Raw genomic sequence first — 18,817 nt, forward strand, 5'->3', positions numbered from 1 at the left:
ACGGAATAGGTGGGAGGCGAATATTCGAGGCCTCGGGAAGCCTGTTTCGGATTGTCTGGACGTCTTTTCGGCGGAGGTAGAGCAGAGTCCTGCAATGACCTACCCCCGCCATGCCATTAGCCTGTCAGCCGCGTGCCGTGCGCAACCGCTGCGCCGCGTTGCGCAACAGTTCTTCCGTGCCGCTCCAGCCGAGGCAGCCATCGGTGATCGACACGCCGTATTTGAGCGACGCCGACAACGGCTGGCAGCCCTCGAACAGGTGGCTCTCGATCATCATCCCGATCAGTGACCGGTCACCTTGCAGGCGCTGTTCCAGCACATCGTTAAACACGGCCGGTTGACGCAGTGGGTCCTTGCCGCTGTTGGCGTGGCTGCAGTCGACCATGATTCGCGCCGGGATCTTCAACTTGCTCAGGTCGCTGTTGATCTGGGCGACGTTGGCGCGGTCGTAGTTGGGGCCGCGATGGCCGCCGCGCAGAACCAGGTGCGTATCGGGATTGCCGGGTGTCTGGATGATTGCAGGGTGGCCCTGGGTGTCGACGCCGAAATGACGGTGCGGGTGGGCGGCGGAGCGCATCGCATCGCTGGCCACGCCGACGCCGCCATCGGTGCTGTTCTTGAAGCCGACCGGCATGTTCAGGCCGCTGGCCATTTCGCGATGGATCTGCGATTCGGTAGTGCGAGCCCCGATGGCGACCCAGCTCAGCAGGTCGTCGAAGTAGCCGGCGGCCATCGGTTGCAGCAGTTCGGTCGCTACCGGCAGACCCAGGCGCAGCATTTCACGCATCAGTTCGCGCGACAGGGTGAGGCCGCCGGCCATGTCGTCGCTGCCGTCCAGATGCGGGTCGTAGGCCAGGCCTTTCCAGCCGACCGTTGTGCGCGGTTTTTCAACGTAGGCGCGCATGACCAGAAGCATTTGATCGCTGACGTCGTCGGCGAGGCGGGCGAGGTTACCGGCGTATTCCAGAGCCGATTGCGGATCGTGAATCGAGCAGGGTCCCACGATGACCAGTAAACGGGAGTCTTCACCGTTGAGAATGGCGCGTACGGCGTCGCGGTGCGTGGCGACCTGGCGGGTGAGGTCATTGCTCAGGGGCAACTGCTGTTTGAGTTGCAATGAGCTGGGCAGGCGCAGGGTCAGCGCTTCGTTGGCAGGGCTCAGGGTGGACAGCGGCAAAGCAGAGACGGACGAGTTCATGTTCAGGCTTCCTGGGCAAGCGGCGGGTTCGTTCCCGCGCGCTCGGCCCTACAGGGGTGTTCGACAATTGGCCGGATTGGCTGCGAGTGTGTGCTTGCCACCATTGGGTGACCGATCGGAGGCGGCAGGCTGTCCCGAGCGGAGGCTGCTAAATCGCCAGGCGGTAAAGGTGTCGTAACGGTAATAGGTGGCGTAGTTCATGTCGTGAATCCTCAAAATGTCTGGTAAGTGAAAAAAGTGCTGCTTCAAAAATTCAGGCGCTGAAAAAACAAAACCCCCGGTCGGGAGGCCGACCGGGGGTTGAGAAATCTCTGGTGGCGACCCGTTGAAGTGGGCGCCGTTTGGGTATCAGGCGCGCCAGTGGCTAAACCAATACCCAAAATAAAAGCTTGCCGGAGCACAAGCACTGTTCGCCCAGGCAGCCGCAACCGAGCGCGGGGCGCTGGCGGTAGTACGCTGTGAGAAGGCGTTGAACATGGTGTGTCTCCGATGAATGGCCTGAGCTTACTAGAGGCCGGTAGGCGGATTCAATCAGAAATTGCTATCAATCGCCGATGGTGTTTTCTATCGCCGGGGTGTGACACTTCGCACTTATCAACTTTCCCCGCGACCCGCCATGACCGCATCGACACTCGCCGCCGGATTTGAATGGCGCCCGGCAACGCCCGCCGACCTGGGCTTCGCTCGCGACCTGACCTGCCAGAACATGCTGCGCTATTACATTCAGTACGACCTGCTTTGGCAGGACGAAGCCTTCGACGTGGCCTGGGCGGGGCGGGACAATCGCTTGATCGTGCGCGATGGCGTGCGGCTGGGGTTTTTCAGCTTGAGCCGGGACGCCAGGGCCTTGTATATCCGTGAGTTGCATGTCGTCGAGGGGTTTCGCGGTCAGGGGGCTGGTTCCTGGGCGATCGATCAGGTTTTGGCGCTGGCGGGCCAGGAGCGTCGCCCGGCGTTGCGCTTGACGGTGTTCGAGAATAATCCGGCAAGAATGCTTTACGAGCGAAAGGGCTTGCGGGTAGTCGGCGCCGACGAGTGTTTCCTCAGAATGCAGTGTGATGTTCGCGCCCTGAATGCCTGAAACACATATAAGACAAGCCTTTCAAGATGTATTGATACTTTTTATATGGCGCTTGCCGCTAGGTCTGCCAATCGCTTTTTGCTAAGGTGTCGGCAACTCAACAAGACCAATCACGAGGTGTCTGCTTGATTAGGGTGCTAGTAGTCGATGACCATGATCTCGTTCGTACGGGCATTACGCGAATGCTGGCGGACATCGACGGCCTGCAAGTGGTCGGCCAGGCGGAGTCCGGGGAAGAATCCCTGCTCAAGGCACGTGAGTTGAAACCCGATGTGGTGCTGATGGACGTGAAGATGCCCGGTATCGGCGGTCTTGAAGCCACCAGAAAGCTGCTGCGCAGCCATCCCGACATCAAGGTCGTGGCCGTCACCGTGTGCGAGGAAGACCCGTTCCCCACCCGTCTGTTGCAGGCCGGAGCCGCCGGTTACCTGACCAAGGGTGCGGGGCTGCCGGAAATGGTCCAGGCCATCCGCCTCGTATTTGCCGGGCAGCGCTACATCAGCCCGCAGATCGCCCAGCAACTGGCGATCAAATCCTTCCAGCCGACCAACGATTCGCCGTTCGACGCCTTGTCCGAGCGGGAAATCCAGATCGCGCTGATGATTGTTGGTTGCCAGAAAGTCCAGATCATCTCCGACAAGCTGTGCCTGTCGCCAAAAACCGTAAACACCTACCGTTACCGAATTTTCGAAAAGCTTTCGATCAGCAGCGATGTCGAGTTGACGCTGCTGGCGGTTCGTCACGGCATGGTTGATGCCAGCCTCTGAAAATGACCGAAATCTTTGATCCAAGCGCATTCCTGTCAACGGTCAGCGGACGCCCCGGCGTTTATCGCATGTTCGACAGCGAGGCGCGTCTGCTCTACGTCGGCAAGGCCAAGAACCTCAAGAATCGCCTGTCGAGCTACTTCCGCAAGTCCGGGCTGGCACCCAAGACCGCCGCACTGGTGGCGCGCATCGCCCAGGTCGAAACGACGATTACGTCCAACGAAACTGAAGCCCTGTTGCTTGAGCAGACACTGATCAAGGAATGGCGCCCGCCCTACAACATCCTGCTGCGCGACGACAAATCCTACCCCTACGTGTTCTTGTCCGATGGCCAGTTTCCACGCCTGAGCATTCATCGTGGGGCGAAAAAAGCCAAGGGCAAGTACTTCGGCCCCTATCCCAGCGCCGGGGCGATCCGTGAGAGCCTGAGCCTGCTGCAAAAGACCTTTTTTGTGCGTCAGTGCGAGGACAGCTATTACAAGAACCGTACGCGGCCGTGCCTGCAATACCAGATCAAGCGTTGCAAGGCGCCCTGCGTAGGGTTGGTGGAACCTGAGGTGTACGCCGAAGACGTGCGCCACTCGGTGATGTTCCTGGAAGGGCGCAGCAATGCGCTGACAGATGAATTGTCAGCGGGCATGGAAGAGGCGGCGATCAACCTCGAATTCGAGCGCGCCGCCGAACTGCGTGACCAGATCGGCCTGCTGCGCCGGGTCCAGGATCAGCAGAGCATGGAAGGCGGCACCGGCGATGTCGACGTGATCGCCGCCTTCGTCAATCCGGGCGGCGCCTGCGTGCACCTCATCAGTGTGCGCGGTGGCCGGGTACTGGGCAGCAAGAACTTCTTCCCGCAAGTGGGTATCGAAGAGGACGTATCCGAAGTCATGGCGGCGTTTCTCGGCCAGTACTTCGTCAGCAGTCCCGAGCGGGACTTGCCGAGCGAGTTGATCGTCAACGTGGTTCACGACGACTTCCCTGCACTGATCGAGGCCATTCATGAGCTGCGTGGTCGGGAGCTGACTATCAGCCACCGAGTGCGTGGCACGCGGGCACGCTGGCAGCAGTTGGCGGTGACCAACGCCGAGCAGGCATTGGGTGCACGTCTGGCCAACCGTCAACACGTCGCGGCGCGTTTCGACGCCCTGGCCGAAGTGCTGAACCTGGATGAACCGCCGCAGCGCCTGGAGTGCTACGACATCAGCCATTCCAGCGGCGAAGCCACTGTGGCCTCGTGTGTGGTGTTCGGCCCGGAAGGCCCGATCAAGGCCGATTATCGTCGTTACAACATCGAAGGCGTCACCGCAGGCGATGACTACGCCGCGATGCATCAGGCGCTGACCCGGCGCTTCAGCAAACTCAAGGACGGGGAGGGCAAGCTGCCGGACATCCTCCTGGTCGACGGCGGCAAGGGCCAGCTGTCGATGGCCCGCGATGTGCTCAATGAACTGGCGGTGCCGGACCTGATCCTCCTGGGCGTGGCCAAGGGCGCCACGCGCAAGGCCGGCTTCGAAACCCTGTACCTCAACGACGCCGCCCATGAATTCACCTTGCGTGGCGATTCGCCGGCGCTGCATCTTATCCAGCAGATCCGTGACGAGGCCCACCGGTTCGCCATTACCGGCCACCGCGCACGTCGTGGCAAAACCCGCCGCACGTCTACACTGGAAGGCGTCGCCGGGGTAGGGCCGACACGTCGGCGCGACCTGTTAAAACATTTTGGTGGATTGCAGGAGCTGTCTCGTGCCAGCATCGAAGAAATCGCCAAAGCCCCCGGGATCAGTAAAAAGCTCGCAGAGTTGATTTATGCAAATCTGCACAGCGAGTAGAATGCCCCCTCACCTCGTAGCCAGTTGTGCCGATGAATATCCCTAATCTGATTACCGTTCTACGCGTCCTGCTTATCCCGATCTTCATTTTACTGTTCTACCTGCCTTACCAATGGAGCTACGCGGCCTCCGCCTCGGTCTTCGCGTTCGCTGCCGCCACCGACTGGCTGGACGGCTATCTGGCGCGTCGCCTGGAACAGAGCACGCCATTCGGCGCGTTCCTCGACCCGGTGGCCGACAAGCTGATGGTCGCCGTGGCCCTGGTGCTGCTGGTGCAGGAGCACGCCAACCTGTGGCTGACGCTGCCGGCCGCCGTCATCATCGGTCGCGAAATCGTCGTCTCGGCCCTGCGCGAATGGATGGCCGAAATCGGTGCCCGTGCGCACGTCGCCGTGTCGAACCTGGGCAAATGGAAAACCGCCGCGCAAATGCTCGCGTTGGTGATCCTGCTGGGCAACCCGTCGCACTTTACCTTCTGGGTGCTGCTCGGCTACGTTTTACTGATGATCTCCGCCGGTCTGACCTTGTGGTCCATGGTCCAATATCTGCGCGCCGCCTGGCCACACCTGAAGATCGATGTGGAAAAGAAATAAAACTTTTTTGAATCAAGGGGTTGACGGGGCTTCTGGATTCTATAAAATGCGCCACACCAAGACGCGGGAATAGCTCAGTTGGTAGAGCACGACCTTGCCAAGGTCGGGGTCGCGAGTTCGAGTCTCGTTTCCCGCTCCAAACATAGCATTGCAGTTTCGGCTGCAATGATCGCAAAAAAGGACCTTCGGGTCCTTTTTGCGTTTCTGCTTTCCATGATCACTCGCTGTGAGCCTCTTGCAGCCGCAGTGATCATTTCCACCGTCGGGTTGGAGATCGCGGGCCGCGATTCAGTCCCAGGGGCGGCGCACGACTCGTATTGGATGACGAGCGAGCGACCACGTGTGACTGAGTTTGCGATCCAGAGCATCTTCTGAACCGTGGCCGCCATCAGGCGCCTTCCCAATAGGTACGTTGCAAACACGTCACCACCCTCAGTCTTGGCTAAGTTTCCATCCGTATCTTCTTCCAAGCGCATTCAGCGCAGTTCAGAAGAGGCGACCAGCATGAATCCCGCGAGAGCCGGATGGCTCAACAAAGTACCTGAAGTCACACTTGCCTTCTGGGTAATCAAGATTCTATCGACCACCGTAGGTGAAACCGGCGCCGACTTCCTTGCCGTAGACGCAGGGCTCGGCACCGGCTGGACCAGCATTGGCATGGCGCTGCTGCTGGCTGGCGCGCTATTGCTGCAAATGCGCAAAACGGTCTATTCACCGTGGATCTACTGGTTGACCGTGGTACTGGTGAGCATAGTTGGCACGCAGATCACCGACATCATGACCGACATGCTCGATATCAGTCTGTATGTCAGTACCGGAGTGTTCTCAGTCCTGCTCTCATTGAACTTCCTGATTTGGTTCAAGTGGGAGAACAACCTTTCAATTCGCGAGATCAACACGCCGCGACGCGAACTTTTCTACTGGTCAACTGTGCTCTGCACCTTTGCCCTGGGCACCGCCGCCGGTGATCTGGCCACGGAGGCGCTGGGGCTGGGATTCACCTTGGGTGCGGTGATTTTCGGCGCGTTGATTGCGGCGACGCTGCTGGCCTGGCGTCTGGGCGCCAACGTGGTGCTGACGTTCTGGATCGCCTACATCCTCACTCGTCCATTCGGCGCCTCCCTCGGAGATTTGCTGACTCAAGCCAAGACCTACGGTGGTCTGGGCATGGGTGCAGCGTGGACCAGTGCGATCTTCCTGACCGTCATCGTGCTGTTGGTGGCAGTTGCACAGATCAGCGTTGGCAACCGTAAAACCGCCGTTCAATAACCTTCAAACATCTATCAAGGAATCCACATGCGCTTCTTTCAAACGACTATTCGTCATGTCGCCATCATCTCGTCACTGGTATTGCTCGGCAGTCTGTCGGGTTGTTCGAAGCCCGCCGATAAACCCGCTGCCGGCACGCCGACCAGCTCGATGAGTGCGCCAGCGCAGTCCGGCTCGAAACTCGGCGACCTGAGCGAGTTCCGCAGGATTGCCGCTGACGTGAGCACGCTGGTGGAAAAAAACGATCTCCCCGCTGCCAAGACACGTATCAAGGACCTGGAAACCTCCTGGGACTCTGCCGAAGCGGGCATCAAACCCCGGGCTGCGTCTGACTGGCATGTGCTGGACAAAGCCATTGACCACGCACTCGACGCCTTGCGCGCCGGCACGCCGAAGCAAGCTGACTGCAAGTCGGCCATGGATGACTTGCTCAAGGCTTTCGATGCGATGAAAAGCCCGCAGCAGTAAGTCGGGTCGGAGCCGGGTGCGGACAAATGCCGGTTCAAGTGCTTCAATACAGGCGCGACGGGGATCACCGTCGCGCCTTTTTTGTCGGAGCGGTGCATGCGGATTCTGCTGGTCGAAGATGACCTGATGATTGGGGATGCCATCGAAAATGCGCTCAACGATGCGAGTTACGCCACCGACTGGGTGAAAAACGGCCTCACCGCGTTGGCGGCGCTGGACACCCAGACCTATGACCTGGTCCTCCTCGACCTTGGCCTGCCGGGCAAGGATGGGCTCGATGTGCTGGATGCCATTCGCGCACGCAACAACCCTGTGCCGCTGTTGATTATCACCGCCCGGGATGGTTTGGATGATCGTCTGCGTGGCCTTGATGCCGGTGCTGATGACTTCATGCTCAAACCCTTTGCTATCGCTGAGTTGCTGGCACGCATGCGCGCTGTACTGCGCCGTCGCGGTGGTAACGCGCAATCATTGCTGGACAACGGCGAAGTCTCCTTGAACCTTGTCTCCAAGCGAGCCTCCACTGCCGACGTCAGCGAAGTCCAACTCTCCAGTCGCGAGTTTGCGCTTTTGCAGGCGCTGTTGATCCGCCCGGGCGCCATTCTCTCGCGCAGTGAGCTGGAAGACCGGATTTACGGCTGGGGCAACGAAGTGGAAAGTAACGCGGTGGAATTTTTGATCCATGCGCTGCGACGAAAACTTGGGAGCCATGTCATCAGGAATGTCAGGGGGATGGGATGGATGGTTTCAAAAGGCGTTTAAGCGACTCGGTGCAATCGCAGCTGTCCGTCGCGCTGTCACTGGCCATTCTCCTCGTCGCCTTGCTGGCCGGTGTGTTCGCGTTCATGTCGGCGCTCGACGAAGTTCACGAGATGCAGGACGAAAGCTTGCGCCAGGTGGCAGTACTGTTCGATCGCCAGCACATGACCCTGCGCTATCCCGGTGCTGAAAGGCTCGTTGATGACGACGAGGAATCAAGGATCATCGTGCAGTACCTGGCCGATAGCGCCAAAGCAGTCGGCAATGACGATGTCAGCATCCCGTTGCCATTTCCCGTGACTCTGGCGGATGGGTTGTCGACACTGAACATCGCCGGCGAAAACTTTCGTGCGCTGGTCAGAACCCTTTCTACAGGCGAACGCATCGTGGTCGCGCAAGAGGCCGACGTGCGCGATAAGGAAGCGCGGGAAAGCGCCTGGCACAGTCTGCTGCCGTTTCTCATTCTGTTTCCAGTGTTGCTGTTGGTGGTGGGGGATCTGGTGCGCAAACTGTTCCGTCCCATTGCAACGCTATCAACAGAAATCGATCAACGCGACCATCAGGCGCTTCATTCTGTCGATGAGCAGCACCTGCCGAGCGAAATCCGTCCTTTTGTCGTGGCGATCAATCGATTGCTCAAGCGCGTCGCGTCGACCATGGAAACGCAACGGCGGTTTATCGCCGATGCCGCCCATGAATTGCGTTCGCCGATGACGGCGCTGTCATTGCAAGCGGAGCGGTTGTCCTCCATGCCGATGTCAGAGGCGGCGCGACAGAGGTTTGTGCCCCTGGCTCAGGGCATCGAGCGCAGCCGCATGCTCATCGAGCAGCTGTTGGCGCTGGCCGCCGCGCAATCAGTCACGCAACGAATCGAGACGGAGGTTTCGGTACACGCCGTGTTTCGTCGTGTGCTGGAGGATTTGCTGCCATTGGCCGAGGATAAGGGTATCGATATTGGAGTGGAAAGCGTCGAGGATAGGCGGGTTGTTATCAACGAGCTGGACCTGTTCATCCTGGTCAAGAACCTGGTGGACAATGCCATTCGCTATACCTCGACGGGCGGGCGGGTCGACTTGAGCGTCGAACCGACCGATTCTGGCGTACTCATCGAGATCAAGGACTCCGGCCCCGGCATTAGCGCCGAAGAGCGAGCGCTGGTATTCGAACCGTTTTACCGCAATTTGGGCACAGGTGAAGCCGGCTCCGGACTGGGGTTGTCCATCGTTGCGGCGATAGCCGACCGTATCGGCGCACGTGTCGGATTGAGCTTTGCAGATGAGGTCAAACAGAGTGGATTACGTGTTTGTGTCTCGCTGGACGTTCGTCGGAGCTGATTTGCTTCAGGTGCATGGCACCTGCGATCCCTGACAATTTCTGCCATCAACCCTGGACGTGAGCCTTACGCATTATCCAAGCAGTTCCAAGCCTGCTGAATGCAGGCTTGGCACCATTGTCCGAGTCAGTCGCGAGCGGGAGCGATCAGAGGGATGTCATTGCCGGCAGTGTCTTTGCTGCCGCCCCAGTTCAACAAGCGATGGGTGAAGTCATAGCTCGCAGCCTGGTAGTAGGTAATCGCTCGTGCGATTAGAGGGTCGTTGACTTGAACCGTCACCTCATGGCTCGCGCCCAATGCGTCGTCGTGGCGTCGCAACAAGGATCGGGGGCTAAGAATAGCCAGATCTTTCCCATCGAACAGACCAAGGTGCTGGTAATTACCGACCAAGACACGGGGGGGCAATGTGGACGCTTGAAGCAAGTTACGACCGAAAAATGTCGATTCGTAATTAAGGTTCAACAACCCTAGCAGTGTCGGAGCCAAGTCTATCTGACTCGCCAATTGACCCTCTTCACGCGCAGGAATGAGCTTAGGGGCGTAGATGAACAATGGAATTTGATAATTACGAATTGGAAGATCTTCCTTGCCAGCGCTACCAGCCGTGTGGTCAGCGACAAAGACAAAGATAGTATTGTCGAACCAGGCTTTCTTTCGGGCTGCTTCCAGGAATTTTCCGATTGCATAGTCAGTATATTTCACAGCACCGTCGCGACCGTCACCGGATGCAATATCAATCCTGCCATCTGGGTAAGTGTATGGACGGTGATTGGAGGTGGTCATCAGTTGCAACAGGAACGGTTTGTTGAGCGAAAAGTTCTCGTCTGCCAGCTTCAGCGTCAATTGGTAAAGATCTTCATCTGCCATGCCCCAGGCATTTTTGAAATGGATATCTGCTTCATCGACACTGCTTTGATCGACCACCTTGTAACCATTCCCCCCGAAGAACGCATTCATGTTGTCGAAGTAGCCACGTCCACCGTATACAAAAACGCTGTCGTAACCGACATGATTGAGCTGTTGGCCCAGGCTGGCGAAGCCACTTTCACGGCCTACCCGTTTTACGATAGAGCGTCCCGGCGTTGGAGGAACAGACAACGTAATCGCTTCCAGGCCACGGTCGGTTCTGGTGCCAGTGGCGTAGAAGTTGTTGAAGTAAAGACTTTCCTTACGTAATTGATCGAGATTGGGCGTCAGGTTGTCAGGGTTCCCATTGCTGCCCATGTACTTCGCGCTGAAGCTTTCGATGGTCACCAAAATAATATTATGTCGCTTGGTCTTTTTTTTCTGCGTGACGACTCGACGTACATCAAGGGAATCCTTTCCGATGAACCGCACGTCGCTTTCCGCCATTTCCTGATGGATCATTCTGCCGACTACATCATTCGGCAACGTGGCGTAGAACTGTTCGTAGTCCAACTCGTTATTGCGAAACGCGGCAAAGAACTGGTAGGGGCCATTGCTGGCCAATTCATGCTGATAGGTGTTTCCGCCTTCTCCCCGGGGAGTGTCCTGGTCAACGAAGCACACAACAATTGCAGTCAAGGCGAACAACGCCGCAACACTCAGCAAGCGCACGCGCCAGGCCGGCAACGGCGCACTGATCACACGCTTTAATGGTCTGTACAAAATAATGCAGATTACAACGGCGATCACCGCCAACCCGCTAAGCAACTTACCGATAGGGTAAGACTCCAGAATGTTATTCAACACCTCGTCGGAGTACACCAGATAATCCACGGCAATAAAGTTGAAGCGTACGCCGAATTCGTCCCAGAACAGCCATTCAGCCACAGCGGTGAATAACATCACGAAAACGCTGAGTATCAAGAGGCCTTGCAAAAACCAGTAGTGCCCACGGCTACGCCACAAAGCGGGAGGACACAGCAACACATAGAGGCTCATCGGCAGCGCGGCGAACAGCAGAAAGCTCAGATCGTACAGTGCGCCTATACCGAAAATCGAAGCATAGGCATTGCCCGCCTCTGAAAGGTGAGTGGCCAGTAACACCAACCGGGTAAGGGTAAAAACCACCAACCATAGGCCGGTAACCGTTAGAACGAAGCGCAGGGGGGCTGAAGTGAAAAAGCGCATTGAAAACTCCTTGTAATATTCCTTCCAGATCGAAAATTTGTTGCTGGTGGATCTGCGTATCTGCGAGTCCTAATCCATAGGACATTCCTTTTCGAATGCACGGAGTTACGATGGCGAGAAAATGAATCTATCCGATAGAATAGAAAAAAATCGTCAAGACGACTTGATCCTGTTGCCATTCGGAAGGCTGTCAGCGTGTTTTCACACAGGTCGTTCGGGTTTTTCCTTTCTGCGCATACCACTCAAGTCGATCGTGATCGCCGGTTAACTGGCCGGGATGGACAACGTTGCCCGCAAGCCACCTTCCTGGCGGTTGACCAACGTGATGCTCCCTCCCAACTGCGTCGCGATGGTGTTGACGATGGTCAAGCCCAGTCCTGCCCCTTGCGCATTGCCACGGCTGTAAAAACGTTCGAACAATCGTGCCCGGTCCGCTTCTTCGATCCCGGGACCCTGGTCTTCGACAATCAAATGGCAGAAGCCCTCAGTCCGGCTCAACCTCACAGTGATCACGCCATTGTCTGGCGAGAAATTGGCGGCGTTGGTCATCAGGTTGCCAAGGGCAATTTCGAGCGCAGTGGGGCTGACCAGCGCGTAGGCCGGCCGGCCGCTTTCTTCAAACGCCAGTTCCAGGTGTTTGCTCAGTAACCACGGGGTCATTTGAGCCAAGCTGTTGCGCACTGTCTCGGCTACGTCGACCCGTTGGGGCGGGGAACCTCCAGCGCCGGGCTCAAGGCGGGCCATGGTCAACAGTTGGTTGACCAATCGGGTCGTGCGGTCGACGCCGGCAATCAGGAACGCCAGCGATTCACGGCGCTCCTGTTCAGAGCCGGCTTCCTGAAGGTTTTGGGCGTGGACTCGCAACACCGCAAGCGGTGTACGCATCTCATGGGCGGCGTCGGCGATGAAGCGACGCTCGCGTCCGAGCACTTCCTGGATTTGAGCGAGCATGCGATTGAGTGCGGCTTGCATCGGTTCCAGCTCGCTGGGCAGCGGCGTCAACTGCAACGGTTCAAGCGAGCCACTGTGTCTTGCGCGTAAGGTCGCGGCCATGTTCGCCAACGGCTTGAGCCCCCAGCCGATGGCAAGCCAGACCATGGCCGCCAACAGCAGGCTGCCAATCACGTTGGGGCCCAAGGTGTGGCGGACGATGCGGTCAACCAGATCCGCCCGAACGTCATCGCGCTCTCCGACCCAGATGCGCATGCCGTTGTTTTGATCTTCGAGAATGAAGGCGCGCCAATGACGGTTGTTCAGGTCCACTACGTCGCTGAAGCCTGGCAAGGTGGGTGGTGATCTGAACGAAGGCGCGCTGGCAGTGTGTACCAACACTTCACCTTCGGAGTTCCACACCTGAAAGGCAATTTTGCGTTCGTAAGGGTGGCCGTCGCCTCGCGGCTCCGCTTCACCCAGAGCAGTGTTGAAGGCACGGTACAGGTCGGCGTGTTGCTGACCGGCCAGCGGCATGCGCATCACGCCTTGCAGCAACCGCGCGTTCTGGGCCAGTTGTGCGTCGTAGACCTCGGCGATCTCGTGATTGCTGTCGTGCACGTTAAAGAAGCTGAGTACCGTCAAGCCGGCAAGCAACAGACCGATGATCAGCGTCAGTGTACGGCGGCGGATCGAGGTCATTGGCGCTCCTCCACCAAATAACCCACGCCCCGAATGGTGCGGATCAGGTCGGTGGAGAATTTCTTGCGAAGGTGGTGGATGTGCACTTCGAGCGTGTTGCTTTCGGCTTCTTCGCTCCAGCCATAGAGCAACTGCATCAGTTGGTCGCGGGTCATCACCCGGCCGGGCGGCGACAGCAACTCATGCAACAACTGATATTCCTTGGGTGTCAGTGCCACGGGCTGGCCCCTGTAGCTGACTTGTTGGGTGCCAGGGTTCAGGCTGATGCCCGCGTGCTCGATCAACGCCTGGGCGCGACCGGCACTGCGCCGTAACAAGGCCCGCAAGCGCGCCTTGAGCTCGGCCAGGTCGAAGGGCTTGATCAGGTAATCGTCGGCGCCGGCATCGAGCCCGGCGATTCGGTCTTCCGTGGCATCGCGGGCGGTCAGGATCAGCACCGGAAGGTTGGAGCCGCTGTTGCGCAGGCGACGCAGCACTTCAAGGCCATCCATGCGCGGTAGCCCAAGGTCGAGCACCGCCAGGTCAAAGCTTTCGCTGAGCAACGAATGCAATGCGCTGGCGCCATCCTTGAGCCAGTCGACGGTGTAACCCTCGCGCCCCAGCGCCTGGTGAATGCCTTCACCGAGCGCGACATCGTCCTCGATCAGTAGTAAACGCACATGGGCTCCTGTCAGTCGAGTTTCTTGTTCACGTCCACCAGCAAAGCGGCGATTTCTTTGCGGCGCCCGGCGTCAGCGCTTTCCCGGCCCGGCCGAGGCGCTGCCTGAAGGGCTTTGAGCAGCGCGGCCCTGGCTTCAGCGTAGCGTTTCTGACGGTAGAGATGATCGCCCCAGAAGTACAGGCTGTCGATGCCGTCGGGATTGAAGTGCAGGGCTTGCCTGAGCAATTGCTCGGCTTTGTCGCTGTCGCCGAAGCCGATCGGCCAGCCGGGCACCCGATCGTACAGCGCGCCGAGGCTCGTATAGGCCGAACCTTGCAAGGCTTTTGGGTCCAGGGTCAGCGACTTTTCCAGGTCGGCCTTGGCGTCCTTGGCTTTGCCCAAGGCGCCGAGTCCGCCCTGGGCGCCGGCCCAACTGCTGGTGACGATGCCTTTCCAGATCCAGGCCTCGGCCACGGCCGGACGCTCGGTTGTAAAGTTGGAGGCTTGGGCTGCCAGTTGCTCAAAGGCAGCAGCGCGTTGGCTTTCCGGGGTCTCGTACTGAATGCGCGCCCAACCCTGCTGAATGCTGTTCAGGCGTTGTTGATCGGCGGCGTCCAGTGCCAGAGCGCTTTGACTGAGGGCGCCGAGCAGCAGGCATGCGAACATTTTCTTCATGATTTTGGCGTCTCGTTCTCGTTTTTTTCACTCAGGCGACGGATCAGCGGCAACTGCTTGCGCAAGCCCCGATCCACCAGATTGGGTAGCAGGCTGTTGAGGCGCACGAAAAACCGCTCCGGCCAGCCCAGGTACAGGTCTCGACGATCACCGGCAATCGCATGAGTGACTGCCGCTGCCACGGTTTGCGGATCGTCGACGCTGGCCTTCAGCGCATCGTTCAAGGCTTGCGCGGCGGCACTGTTCATCGACGTACGGGTGGCGCGGGGCGCGACGTACAACACGTTGACGCGGGTATCGGCCAGTTCTCGGCGCAAAGCCTCGGAAAACCCGCGCAGGGCAAACTTCGTGGCGCAATAACTGGCATAACCTGGGTAGCCGATGGAGCCATAGGTGGAGCCGACATTGACCACCATGGCGTTGTCAGCCCGCTTGAGCAGTGGCAACAGCAGTCGGGTCAGGCAGATGGGGGCGCTGATGTTCACCGCCAGCATGTCGTTGATGTCGCTGTCGTCCAGTTGTTCGAGCATGGCAAAGTGATTGACGCCGGCGGCGTTGATCAGCAGGTTGATACCGCCGATGCCCTCGGCAGCCGTCAACACTTGGCGCTGATCATCGGACGAAGTGAGATCGGCCGCGATCCAACTCAGGTTCTGCGGGTAGCGCTTGAGCAGTGGCAACAACGCCTGCTGATGCCGTGCCACGGCGAGCACGCGCGCACCGGCGGCGCACAGAGCGCCGGTGATCGCCACACCAATACCGCCACTGGCACCGGTCAACACCACGCGGGCCTCATGCAGCTGCATCTTGTGCCTCCGCGTGGCGGGGCAGGCCGCGGAACATCTCGGTATAGAGCCGGTAAACCATTTTCGAGGCATGAATCACCGCCGCTTGATCCTGCGGGTCTTCGAGTTGGTTCATCAGGTGGCGGTAGGTCTGCATGTGCTCGATGTCGAGCGAACCGTGGGAGCTGAGGTAGCTGAAGGCCGAGATGGGCAGTGCCAGGTGCTCGCGAATGCTGGCGGCGGCGTGCGTAGCCAGGGCGACGCTGGTGCCCTCCAGCACGTTGACCATGCCGAACAAGCCCACCGGATTACCGCGGGCGATCAGGTCGTAGAGGAAGCTGATCATCAGCTCTATCGCTGGCGATGGCTGGCCGTCGCGCACGGCGTCACGATCCCCACCACAGGCAGCGATGTCGTCGAGCACCCACTGTTCATGGCCGTACTCATCTTCGATGTATTCGCAGACCGCTTTACGCAACCACTCCAGGCGCGTCGGCAGGGCTGCGCCGCACGCCATTATCAGGGGCACGGTGTGGCGCACATGGTAATAAGCCTGTGCCAGGAACGCCCGATAGCTCTCCAGGCTGACCTGGCCTTGAAGGGCATCGACGATGATCGGCAGGTTGAACAGCTCATGGCGTTCCTTTTGCGTGGCTTCTTGCAGGGTGTCGAAAAAACTCATGATGCGGATTCCTCGGATACGACGGATTCAGTCAACAGGTGGTGATACACCGTGACGATGGCGTCGCGGCGTGGACGGCCGTTGGGGGTGAGCAGGCCGTTGGCGGCACTGAAAGGTTGAGACAGACGCGTCCAGTGATGCACATGGGCGTAATCGGGCAAAACGTCATTGGCTTCATCGACGGCGGCTTGCAGCTCGGCATCGGTGCAATCCGGGCGGTGCGGCCAGAGCAGCGCATGGTTGTGGGGCAGGGCTTCGCCATAGACGAAAGCTTGGGCAATGTGCCGGCGCTGAGTCAGTTCGGCCTCGACCCATTCGGGGTTGACGTTGCGCCCGTAGCTGGTGACGAACTGGTGTTTCTTGCGTCCCTTGAGGTAGAGGAAACCGTCCGTATCGAATTCGCCCAGATCGCCGCTCGGCCACCACGGGTCAGTGATCGCAGGTTCGCCGAGATAGCCGAGCAATCTCGAACCCTTGATCATGACTTCACCGTCCTGCGCCAATCGCAGCGCTACATGGGGCAGGGGCTTGCCGACGCTACCGGGGCGCTGCGCACCGGGACGGTTGAGGCAAACCACCGAGGCACATTCGGACAACCCGTAGCCTTCGTACACCGCAAGCCCCACCCGTTGAGCGCGGTGCAGCAGCTCCTCCGCCACCCGTGCGCCACCCACGGCAGCAAAGCGCAGGGTGCGCGGATTGAAAGCGTGTTGTTCCGCAGCGCTGACCAGCAGTAACAGCAGTTGCGGCACCAGGATCAGGCTCTCAGGTTGGCGGCTGGCCAGGTAGCCGAGCATACGCGGCACATTGACGCCACTGGCGCCCTGAATGCCGAGGGTTTCCTGGCTCGGCAAGCTCAGCGTTGCACCGGCATATAGCGCTGCGTAGCAGCCCAGGTTTTCCAGCAGAATCGCCAGGGGCAGCAGTGCCACATGGCGTCGTGGCGCGTTGGCAAGACTGGCTTGCTCCAACTCCCGCGCGACCCGTAGCAGGCTGTCGGCGCTCAGGCACACACCTTTGGGCGTGCCCGTGGTGCCGGAGGTGAAGGTCAGTTTGGCGGTGCCCACTGGCATTCTATTGGGACCGGCAAAAGCGTGGCACCAGAATTCGCCGCGTTTTTCATAGCCGGCTGTGAGCATTTCGGTGTCCAGTTGCGGCTCGGCGATGACGCGTTCGGCCTGGCTCTGCTCCAGGCAGTGGGCACGTTGCGCCGCGCTGAAAAAAGGCGGCAGGCATACGCACGTCAGCCCTTCGAACAGTATTGCCAGGTCCCAGAGCATGGCTTCGACGCCGTTGTCCAGCGCCAAAGCAACGACCTGCACCTTCTCATCGCGCAGGCGCTCCTGGCGGTACAGCAACTCGGCGTACAGCGTCGGGTAGTCGATCTTGAGCGTATCGCCCCACAGCGCCACGCTGCTGTCGTTGCGCCCGGCGTGGCCGCGCAGGGTTTCATGGAACCGTTGCAGTTCAAGCGACATGGAAGGCTCCTTCGATCGGCGTCGGCAATCCGAGCCGGTTAAACAGTCCGATATCGCGCAAATGCAGGAACCCGGCGCGAATGTTCCCGACGTGCACCCAGGGTTTGCTTTCGTAGTAGCTCCCCCAGTCGTGGCGGTCCTCGCCGAGGCGTTTGGGGTCGGCGGCGCACAGTGTCACCGGTTTGAGACCCAGGCGATGGAAGCTGTTCACCAACCCGATGTTGCCGGTGAACGTCACCCATTCCGGGCCGCCCATACCCAGCAGGTAAGTCAGGGCGATGATGCTCAGGCGTGCGCTGCCCGTGTCACTGGCGCAAAGGTTGCCGACTTCGACGATTTCGCGGCGTTCCACTCCGCGAGCGGCTGCCGCGCTGATCAGTGGCTCGATTCGCTCGTCCAGATAACGCTCCAGGAACAGCGGCTCACGATGGGCTCGTCGTACGCCAGCGACTGCGCACAACTGGCCCGCGCTGTTGAGCATCCCGAACAGCTCGGGCATGAAGTGGCGGATATCGGCACCATGAGTTTTGCGAAACTGGTGCTCAATGAAGGCTTCAAAAGGCGCTCGCCGTGAATCACCGGGCAATGCGTTGAACAGACTCATCCGCTGAGTTTCTGCCCGACCGAAGTGCAAGGGCAGGGGAATGTTCCAGTCTGTATCGGGCATGGCGCAGCGCCTCCCTCAATGGGTTTGAGGGGAGTATCCAAGCCGTTTCTTAACGAAGTCTGAAGGTGAAAAAATGTTAACGAACTGTCGATCTTCAGATTGTCTTAAGACTGCCAGGGCAGGGTAGCGGCGTCGGTTCGCCCTGGAACCGTATTGAGACTGCCGAATCGGTCGGCAGTTGTTGACGACGAGGCACCTTATGCACCACGAGACGGCGGCACATCGTTATGGAAAACTGTCGATCATGCTTCATTGGTTGATGCTGGCGCTGTTTGTTGGCGTGTACGCTTGCGTCGAAATCAAAGGCTGGATGCCCAAGGGCAGCGAAGCGCGAGGCGTGTTGATGGGGTTTCACGGCCTGTTTGGCTTGAGCATCTTCCTTCTGGTGTGGGTACGGCTACTGGGCCGCTTGACGCCTCGTCCACCGATCATCCCGAAACCACCCGCGTGGCAGACCGGCCTTTCCCATCTGGCGCATCTGGCGCTGTACGGATTGATGATCGCCACCCCGATACTGGCTTGGTTGATGCTGGCCGCTGCCGACAAGCCTTTTCCGTATTTTGGGTTTCACCTGCCAGCGCCGGTGGGAGTCGACCCAGACCTCGCCAAGCGGCTCAAGTATTGGCATGAACTGGTGGGCACCGCTGGTTACTGGCTGATCGGTCTGCATGCAGCGGCAGGCCTGTTCCATCACTTTTGGGTGCGTGACAACACGCTGACGCGCATGCTGTTGGAGCGAAACCGATTCTGACTGTTCAGAAGCCATATTGACGGTTCCGTGTCGATCCATCGGGCGGCGCCGCCGGAGCGAGTGTGTTCTGGAGCACTCCAACGTCGAACTTGGAGATGAACGGGTAGAGCTCGTCAAAG

The 18,817-nt window shown here is 59.2% G+C and carries 18 protein-coding genes and 1 tRNA gene; 10 read left to right on the forward strand and 9 right to left on the reverse strand.

Annotation, left to right across the window (positions count from 1 at the left end; translation table 11 throughout):
* Positions 1-124 precede the first annotated feature (124 nt).
* On the reverse strand, positions 125-1,198 hold the full coding sequence (locus tag AB4O36_RS08795) for a 3-deoxy-7-phosphoheptulonate synthase (protein ID WP_460141500.1): 1,074 nt from the start codon (positions 1,196-1,198) through the stop codon (positions 125-127).
* 616 nt (positions 1,199-1,814) lie between these two features.
* Between AB4O36_RS08795 and AB4O36_RS08800 the strand changes: the two genes are divergently transcribed.
* The 9 genes from AB4O36_RS08800 (at position 1,815) to AB4O36_RS08840 (ending at position 9,295) form a co-directional block, all read left to right on the forward strand.
* A complete protein-coding gene (locus AB4O36_RS08800) occupies positions 1,815-2,279 on the forward strand; it encodes a GNAT family N-acetyltransferase (RefSeq protein ID WP_460123701.1) in 465 nt (154 codons plus the stop codon).
* 125 nt (positions 2,280-2,404) lie between these two features.
* A complete protein-coding gene (gene gacA / locus AB4O36_RS08805) occupies positions 2,405-3,046 on the forward strand; it encodes a response regulator transcription factor GacA (RefSeq protein WP_008015884.1) in 642 nt (213 codons plus the stop codon).
* Between the two features lie 2 nt (positions 3,047-3,048).
* Positions 3,049-4,872, forward strand: a complete 1,824-nt coding sequence (uvrC, locus tag AB4O36_RS08810; RefSeq protein WP_460141501.1) for an excinuclease ABC subunit UvrC — start codon at positions 3,049-3,051, stop codon at positions 4,870-4,872.
* A gap of 32 nt (positions 4,873-4,904) precedes the next feature.
* Positions 4,905-5,465, forward strand: coding sequence for a CDP-diacylglycerol--glycerol-3-phosphate 3-phosphatidyltransferase (gene pgsA / locus AB4O36_RS08815; protein WP_460123708.1), 561 nt, complete (start codon positions 4,905-4,907; stop codon positions 5,463-5,465).
* Positions 5,466-5,528: 63 nt separating this feature from the next.
* Positions 5,529-5,604, forward strand: a tRNA-Gly gene (locus AB4O36_RS08820).
* A 365-nt stretch (positions 5,605-5,969) separates the two neighbouring features.
* The gene (locus AB4O36_RS08825) at positions 5,970-6,734 is read left to right on the forward strand and encodes a COG4705 family protein (RefSeq protein ID WP_460141502.1); all 765 of its coding nucleotides are present in this window, start codon (positions 5,970-5,972) and stop codon (positions 6,732-6,734) included.
* A gap of 27 nt (positions 6,735-6,761) precedes the next feature.
* On the forward strand, positions 6,762-7,202 hold the full coding sequence (locus AB4O36_RS08830) for a hypothetical protein (protein WP_460141503.1): 441 nt from the start codon (positions 6,762-6,764) through the stop codon (positions 7,200-7,202).
* Positions 7,203-7,298: 96 nt separating this feature from the next.
* Positions 7,299-7,964 carry a response regulator gene (locus tag AB4O36_RS08835; protein WP_460123716.1) on the forward strand — a complete coding sequence of 222 codons (666 nt, stop codon included), beginning with the start codon at positions 7,299-7,301 and terminating at the stop codon, positions 7,962-7,964.
* Positions 7,940-9,295, forward strand: coding sequence for an ATP-binding protein (locus AB4O36_RS08840; protein WP_460141504.1), 1,356 nt, complete (start codon positions 7,940-7,942; stop codon positions 9,293-9,295). The genes AB4O36_RS08835 and AB4O36_RS08840 overlap by 25 nt, the downstream gene beginning before the upstream one ends.
* A 125-nt stretch (positions 9,296-9,420) precedes the next feature.
* On the opposite strand, the gene AB4O36_RS08845 is transcribed toward AB4O36_RS08840, so the two are convergent.
* The 8 genes from AB4O36_RS08845 to AB4O36_RS08880 form a co-directional block, all read right to left on the reverse strand.
* The gene (locus AB4O36_RS08845) at positions 9,421-11,388 is read right to left on the reverse strand and encodes an LTA synthase family protein (protein WP_460141505.1); all 1,968 of its coding nucleotides are present in this window, start codon (positions 11,386-11,388) and stop codon (positions 9,421-9,423) included.
* A 264-nt stretch (positions 11,389-11,652) separates the two neighbouring features.
* Positions 11,653-13,020: an ATP-binding protein gene (locus AB4O36_RS08850; RefSeq protein WP_460123724.1), complete on the reverse strand. Its 1,368-nt coding sequence runs from the start codon at positions 13,018-13,020 to the stop codon at positions 11,653-11,655.
* Positions 13,017-13,679 (reverse strand): response regulator, encoded by a 663-nt coding sequence (locus AB4O36_RS08855; protein WP_460123727.1) that lies wholly within the window; start codon positions 13,677-13,679, stop codon positions 13,017-13,019. Before AB4O36_RS08855 ends, AB4O36_RS08850 begins: the two co-directional genes overlap by 4 nt.
* A gap of 11 nt (positions 13,680-13,690) precedes the next feature.
* Complete coding sequence (locus AB4O36_RS08860; RefSeq protein ID WP_460141506.1) at positions 13,691-14,335, reverse strand: tetratricopeptide repeat protein; 645 nt, start codon at positions 14,333-14,335, stop codon at positions 13,691-13,693.
* Entirely contained in the window at positions 14,332-15,141 is an 810-nt protein-coding gene (locus tag AB4O36_RS08865) for an SDR family oxidoreductase (RefSeq protein ID WP_460123733.1), read from the reverse strand. The genes AB4O36_RS08860 and AB4O36_RS08865 overlap by 4 nt, the downstream gene beginning before the upstream one ends.
* Entirely contained in the window at positions 15,128-15,802 is a 675-nt protein-coding gene (locus tag AB4O36_RS08870) for a TenA family transcriptional regulator (RefSeq protein ID WP_460141507.1), read from the reverse strand. Before AB4O36_RS08870 ends, AB4O36_RS08865 begins: the two co-directional genes overlap by 14 nt.
* Positions 15,799-17,280, reverse strand: a complete 1,482-nt coding sequence (locus tag AB4O36_RS08875) for an AMP-binding protein (RefSeq protein ID WP_460141508.1) — start codon at positions 17,278-17,280, stop codon at positions 15,799-15,801. Before AB4O36_RS08875 ends, AB4O36_RS08870 begins: the two co-directional genes overlap by 4 nt.
* A complete protein-coding gene (locus AB4O36_RS08880) occupies positions 17,270-17,947 on the reverse strand; it encodes a thermostable hemolysin (protein WP_460141509.1) in 678 nt (225 codons plus the stop codon). Before AB4O36_RS08880 ends, AB4O36_RS08875 begins: the two co-directional genes overlap by 11 nt.
* A gap of 199 nt (positions 17,948-18,146) precedes the next feature.
* Here AB4O36_RS08880 and AB4O36_RS08885 point away from each other — a divergent pair, with 199 nt between their 5' ends.
* Complete coding sequence (locus tag AB4O36_RS08885) at positions 18,147-18,698, forward strand: cytochrome b (protein ID WP_460141510.1); 552 nt, start codon at positions 18,147-18,149, stop codon at positions 18,696-18,698.
* Positions 18,699-18,817: the final 119 nt, after the last annotated feature.

It is taken from the genome of Pseudomonas sp. S2_E01 (assembly GCF_054668365.1).